This window comes from Crocosphaera sp. Alani8, assembly GCF_038442745.1.
Taxonomy (GTDB): domain Bacteria; phylum Cyanobacteriota; class Cyanobacteriia; order Cyanobacteriales; family Microcystaceae; genus Crocosphaera.
Genome location: NZ_JARVCN010000215.1, coordinates 1 through 5,624 on the forward strand (window position 1 = coordinate 1; position 5,624 = coordinate 5,624).

At 42.0% G+C, this 5,624-nt stretch carries 5 protein-coding genes; all 5 read left to right on the forward strand.

From position 1 onward, the window contains the following. Positions 1-344: 344 nt before the first annotated feature. The 5 genes from eboE to P9B04_RS13210 all read left to right on the forward strand — a co-directional run bounded on the left by eboE (position 345) and on the right by P9B04_RS13210 (position 5,604). Positions 345-1,580, forward strand: a complete 1,236-nt coding sequence (gene eboE / locus P9B04_RS13190; RefSeq protein ID WP_342055452.1) for a metabolite traffic protein EboE — start codon at positions 345-347, stop codon at positions 1,578-1,580. Positions 1,581-1,847: 267 nt separating this feature from the next. Further along, positions 1,848-3,254 (forward strand): alkaline phosphatase family protein, encoded by a 1,407-nt coding sequence (locus tag P9B04_RS13195; RefSeq protein ID WP_342055453.1) that lies wholly within the window; start codon positions 1,848-1,850, stop codon positions 3,252-3,254. Between the two features lie 311 nt (positions 3,255-3,565). Continuing rightward, positions 3,566-3,895, forward strand: coding sequence for a DUF433 domain-containing protein (locus tag P9B04_RS13200; RefSeq protein WP_342055454.1), 330 nt, complete (start codon positions 3,566-3,568; stop codon positions 3,893-3,895). A gap of 3 nt (positions 3,896-3,898) precedes the next feature. Further along, positions 3,899-4,240, forward strand: a complete 342-nt coding sequence (locus P9B04_RS13205; RefSeq protein ID WP_342055455.1) for a DUF5615 family PIN-like protein — start codon at positions 3,899-3,901, stop codon at positions 4,238-4,240. Between the two features lie 116 nt (positions 4,241-4,356). Further along, positions 4,357-5,604, forward strand: coding sequence for a tetratricopeptide repeat protein (locus tag P9B04_RS13210; protein ID WP_342055456.1), 1,248 nt, complete (start codon positions 4,357-4,359; stop codon positions 5,602-5,604). Positions 5,605-5,624 lie beyond the last annotated feature (20 nt).

The following is a 5,624-nucleotide window of genomic DNA, read 5'->3' on the forward strand; positions in this document are numbered from 1 at the left end:
CAAGTTGATTTAGATCTTTATCGAGAAGCGATCGCTATTTTAGAAACCCTCTAACTCATATCTTGCACCTGCATCATAGAGTTTTGGTGAGGTTAGGTTGTAGGGTTTGGGGGGTAGGGACAATTAGTCTGTCTTGATGCGCTCTCTTGTTTTTGATTATTGAGTTTTCTTGTACTGGTGCAAAACATCAGTTTAACCTCAGTCTCAAAAACAACTCCTGCCTCCTGCCCCCTGAAAGCTGATTGCTGAAAGCTGATTGCTGACTGCTAACTCCTGCCCCCTGCCTCCTGCCTCCTGCCTCCTGACTCCTGACTCCTGACTCCTGCCCCCTGACTTAACCCAAAATGTTAATACACAAAACAAACAACGGCCATCGCCCCTATCACCTAACCTACTGTAGTAACATTCATCCAGGAGAAGACTGGGGGGATGTGTTTAATAATCTACAAACCTATATCCCGAAACTGAAAAAAGAACTCGCTCCTGATCAACCTTTTGGTATTGGGCTGCGTTTGGCCAGTCGAGCTAGTGAGACACTTTTACAGGGAGATTATCTCAGCCAACTCAAAAATTGGTTGACAAAAGAAGACTGTTATGTGTTCACCCTGAATGGATTTCCCTACGGGGGTTTTCATGGTCAAGTGGTCAAAGACGAGGTGTATCGTCCCGACTGGTGCGACAGCGATCGCTTGAGCTATAGCGAGCGTCTGGTGAAAATCTTGGCAGCCTTGTTACCAGAAACCATAGATGGGGGTATCTCCACCATGCCTTTATCTTATAAACCTTGGTGGACATCGGATCAAAGCCAAACCACTAGGCTTTTTGAGGGCAGTACTTTCCATTTAGCACAGATAGCTGCACAGATGGCTCAAGTGGAGGAAACAACAGGAAAGCTGCTTCATTTGGATCTTGAACCCGAACCGGATGCCCTTTTGGAAAATACGGATGAAATGGTGGCTTTTTTCCAAAACTGGCTTTTACCTGTAGGGGGAGAATATCTAGAAAAAACCTACGGGGTGACACCTATCACCGCCGAAACATGGCTGAGACGATATATCCGAGTGTGTTACGATACCTGTCATTTTGCGGTGGAATACGAAGATCCAGCACTTGCTTTAGCTAAGTTCGAGAAAGCCGGTATTCTGATAGGTAAATTTCAGATCAGTTCCGCAATTCGTATTTCTGTTCCTGAAGAGCGATCGCAGCGACAACTGTTAAGACAACATCTAGAACCCTTTGCCGAGTCTACCTATCTCCATCAGGTGATTGAACAACAAGCAGACGGTACATTAAACCATTATCAGGATCTTGGGGATGCCTTACCTGAGTTAATCAATACTTCGGCAAAAGAATGGCGTACCCATTTCCATGTACCCATTTTCATCGATCGCTATCCTCCCTTTGCTTCTACCCAGGATCATATTACTGCCATTCTCCAAAAACTCGATCAAGTTCCCCAGTGTAACCATTTGGAAATTGAAACTTATACCTGGGAAGTTTTACCCCCAGAAATGAAACTGGATATTTTTACTTCTATTAAAAGGGAGTATGAATGGGTAATTGACAGTATTTCTGGGTAGGGAGGAGTTAGCTTTCAGCTTTCAGCTTTCAGGAGTCAGGAGTCAGGAGTCAGGAGGCAGGAGTTAGCTTTCAGCTTTCAGCTTTCAGCTTTCAGGAGTCAGGAGTCAGGAGGCAGGAGTTAGCTTTCAGCTTTCAGCTTTCAGGAGTTAGGAGTCAGGAGGCAGGAGTTAGCTTTCAGCTTTCAGGAGTTAGGAGGCAGGAGTTAGGATTTTTAGTTGCTCATTATCCATTATCCATTAATAAATTTTTGGTTTAAAAAGATAAAGATGAAAAGAACAGTTGTTATCAATGTTGTTGGTTTGAGTTCCAAATTAATAGGAAAACATACCCCTAAGCTAAAAAGCTGGATAGAGCAAGGACAGCTTGCTACCATTAAACCGGTTCTCCCTGCTGTTACTTGTTCGGCGCAAAGTACCTATTTAACAGGAGAATGGCCGAGTAAAACCGGTATTGTGGGTAACGGTTGGTATTTTCGGGATGATTGTGAGGTTAAGTTTTGGCGACAGTCTAATAAACTGGTACAAGCTCCGAAAATTTGGGATTTAGCCCGAAAAATAGACCCTTCTTTTACCTGTGCTAACTTATTTTGGTGGTACAATATGTACTCCACCGTGGACTATGGGGTAACTCCTCGTCCCATGTATCCTGCGGATGGTCGCAAAATTCCCGATATTTATACCCAACCGGCGGATCTGCGCCCCCAACTTCAAGCGGAATTAGGACAGTTTCCCTTGTTTAAATTTTGGGGACCGGCAACTTCTATTGAGTCCAGTCAATGGATTGCAGAATCAGCCAAATGGACGGAAAATCGGGTTAGTCCTACTTTGAGTTTGGTTTATTTACCCCACCTAGATTATTGTCTGCAAAAAGTTGGTTGTGAACCCGATCAAATTAGTCAGGATCTGCAAGAAATCGATACCTTGTGCGGAGAATTAATCGATTTTTACGAAGGGAAGGGGGTTCAGGTGATTATTCTCTCTGAATACGGTATTACCCCGGTCAATAAACCCATCCATATTAACCGCGTTTTACGGGAAGCAGGACTATTACAGGTGCGTGAGGAGTTGGGTTTAGAACTGCTGGATGCTGGTGCTAGTAAGGCGTTTGCCGTAGCTGATCATCAACTTGCCCATGTTTATGTTAATGAACCCACGGTGTTAGGGACGGTGAAGGGTTTGTTAGAAGGGATAGAGGGTATTGATTTGGTGTTGGATGGCACAGGTAAGCAAGAATACCATATTGATCATCCGCGCGCTGGGGAACTGGTAGCAGTGGCGAAACCGGAGGCATGGTTTACTTATTATTACTGGTTAGACGATAAACTTGCGCCAGATTTTGCCAGAACCGTTGATATCCATCGTAAACCTGGTTATGACCCGGTAGAACTGTTTATTGACCCTAAAATTCCCCTTGCTAAAGGTAAAATTGCGGTAAAACTATTGCAGAAGACATTAGGATTTCGCTATTTAATGGATGTTATTCCTTTAGATGCTAATTTGGTCAAGGGTTCTCATGGACACATCCCCCAATCTTCTCAAGATTGTCCTGTATTTATTACTCATCAGTCACAGTTGTTAGAAGAAGACACTATTAACCCAGTAGATGTCTTGCAATTAATGCTCAATCATTTATTGTTGGATAGTAAGTCTGATGTTCTAATTCCAAGTGTTTAATTATTAGCAGTCAGCTTTCAGCAGTCAGCTTTCAGCCATCAGCTTTCAGCATTTATTTTATAGCAACCGCCAAGGCAGTTAGGACATTTTTTCAAACTCAAACCTAATAGCCGCCAGGTTTTTACCTTCTGCCTTCTGCCTCTGGCTATAGCTTCTAAAGTATATAAATTTGGGGGAGGTATTTAGCCGTCAGTATTCAGAATTTTTTTTATGAAAAATGTCGTAGAGAAAAAGTTTTTCCTTAATTATAGCCAAAAGCAAGCTCGCTTTTTCGCTACAATAATAATGACTTTCAAATATCTCTATTCTGCATGATTCGTCAAGAAATCGAACATCAGCTTCTCAACCTTTCCCTTTCCGATAAAGCAGAGATAGTTCAGAGTTTGACTAAAACCCTTAGTATGGGTGCAAAAGGAATCACCAAAACTCCTGGTGTCTGTGGTGGAGAAGCTTGTATAACGGGAACCCGAATTACTGTTTGGCTATTGGTTGAAGCTCAACAGCTTGGCATTAGTGAAGCTCAACTATTACAGGACTATTCTAACCTAACCGCAGCAGATCTCGTCAATGCTTGGGCTTATGCTGCTGCTTATCCCGAAGAGATTACCGAAGCTATTCGTGCTAATAATGAGGTTGCCTAACCAATGGCACGCCTGTATGCTGATGAACAGTTCCCTCGATTTGTTAGCAAGTTACTTCGGACGATGGGACATGATGTTTCGACGGTGCAAGAAGCTGGTAATGCTAACCTGGGTATCCCTGATGAGGATGTGTTAACCTTCGCTATCACTGAGAATCGGGCGGTTATCACCCTTAATCGTTATGATTTTATCCGATTACACCGTTTAAATTCTGACCATTGCGGTATTGTTGTCTGTACTAATGATACTGATCGCCAGCGTATGGCAACTCGGATCTCGGAAGCGATCGCCCCCCATGAATCTCTACAGGGTAAGTTAATTCGGGTTGTACGTCCTAACAGTTGAAAGTGATCGCTGACCTTAAAAATATTTTACGTTATCTTTAGATAACTGATTTGATATCATGCAACTGATAACTGCTCACTGCTCACTGCTCACTGTTCACTGCTCACTGATAACTGATGAAAGCAATATTAAGTAGTCTCATAACCTTGGGTATTTGTCTAACTCCTATTAACCCTATATTGACGCTTCAACCGGCAACAGCACAGACTGAAGATTTATCACAACAAATAGAACAACTACAAGAACAAGCGATACAGCAAGCAACACAGGGAAAACCTTTTGAGTCAATAGAAAAGTTTAAACAGTTACTTACCATTGCGCGACAACAGCAAGATAGGGAGTTAGAAGCGTTTTCTTTCTTAGGTTTGGGGTTGAACTACGATAATATTGGGCGGCCTCAAGAAGCTTTAAAAGAATATGAGCAAGCATTAGTTATCTATCGAGAAATCAAAGATCGCTCAGGTGAAGCTACTACCCTCAATAATATTGGTGAAGTTTACCGCAAAATAGGCAAACCTAACCAAGCATTAGACTACTATCAACAAGCATTACCCATCTTCGAGGAAGTAGGCAATCGCTCAGGTGAAGCTACAACCCTCAATAATATTGGTTTAGTTTACAACAATATAGGCAAACCGAACCAAGCATTAGAATACTATCAACAAGCATTACCCATCAGTAGGGAAGTGGGTGATCGCTCAGGCGAAGCTACTACCCTCAATAATATTGGTGCAGTTTACGCCAGCATAGGCAAACCCAACCAAGCATTAGACTACTATCAACAAGCATTACCCATCAGTAGGGAAGTAGGCGATCGCTCTGGTGAAGCTACAACCCTCAATAATATTGGTTTAGTTTACCGACAAATAGGCAAACCTAACCAAGCATTAGACTACTATCAACAAGCATTACCCATCAGTAGGGAAGTAGGCAATCGCTCTGGTGAAGGTGTTACTCTCAATAATATTGGTGCAGTTTACCGAGATACAGATCGCCCAGTCGAAGCTATTAAATATTTAGAAGAATCAGTTACTATTACCTTAGAAATGCGTCGAGGGTTAAAAAGGGAAGATAGAAAGGCATTTTTAAAACAAGAAGAAGGAACTTCTATTGCACTGATTGAAATTTTAATCGAACAAAATCAACCTGAAAAAGCTTTTGAATGGGCTAACCTTTCTACAACTTTTGAGTTAGCAGATTATAATCGTTTAATTGGTGCAGGAGTTGCTAATCCTGAAATACAAAAAGAGATTGATGAATGGAATCAAAAAAGTGAACAATTAAACCTTCTCAGTCAACGATTACAAGAAGAATTTTCTATAGAAAACATACCTGGCGTGGGGACACAAAAAGCTATAAGCTAGATTTAATAAGGGATATAGCC

Coding starts and splice junctions, on each gene's coding strand:
- eboE (WP_342055452.1), top strand. CDS start 345: ATGTTAATACACAAAACAAACAACGGCCATCGCCCCTATCACCTAACC.
- P9B04_RS13210 (WP_342055456.1), top strand. CDS start 4,357: ATGAAAGCAATATTAAGTAGTCTCATAACCTTGGGTATTTGTCTAACT.
- P9B04_RS13200 (WP_342055454.1), top strand. CDS start 3,566: ATGATTCGTCAAGAAATCGAACATCAGCTTCTCAACCTTTCCCTTTCC.
- P9B04_RS13205 (WP_342055455.1), top strand. CDS start 3,899: ATGGCACGCCTGTATGCTGATGAACAGTTCCCTCGATTTGTTAGCAAG.
- P9B04_RS13195 (WP_342055453.1), top strand. CDS start 1,848: ATGAAAAGAACAGTTGTTATCAATGTTGTTGGTTTGAGTTCCAAATTA.